Below are 386 nucleotides of genomic sequence, written 5' to 3'. Positions count from 1 at the left end.
AATCAGAATGGATCTGACGAAAAACTACTCTTTATATGAAGGCTTGATTGCCCATTTGGAGCCGGCCGTCAGCCGCATAAAAGAAAATATTGAGATATACAATCCGATGAAGGAACAGATCAAGCGCGATTATTTTCTGCTTTATATGGCGATCGAAGAAGGTGTCGAAAAGTATTTTCCGGGCATGTCCTTTTCTGATGATGAAATCGCTTTTATCGTTCTTCACTTTGGCTCGGCTCTTGAAATCAAAAAAGAAGAAGCAAAAGTGAAAGCGCTTGTCGTCTGCTCAAGCGGGATCGGCTCCTCGAAAATGCTTGCCTCCAGACTGAAAAAAGAGCTGCCGGAAATTGAATCGTTTGATATGTCATCTCTGATCGAGCTAAAGG

Annotated in this window: 1 protein-coding gene; it reads left to right on the top strand. The window is 42.5% G+C overall.

Annotated elements, in window-relative coordinates; all coding sequences use genetic code 11:
• The coding region (locus GVL05_RS19945; RefSeq protein WP_159574258.1) for a PRD domain-containing protein at positions 1–386 on the top strand (386 nt) is incomplete at both ends.

It is taken from the genome of Curtobacterium sp. 18060 (assembly GCF_902706105.1).
Taxonomy (GTDB): Bacteria; Actinomycetota; Actinomycetes; order Actinomycetales; family Microbacteriaceae; genus Curtobacterium.
Note: the sequence above shows the minus strand (reverse complement) of the source record. Positions and strands in the feature narration are given on the sequence as shown.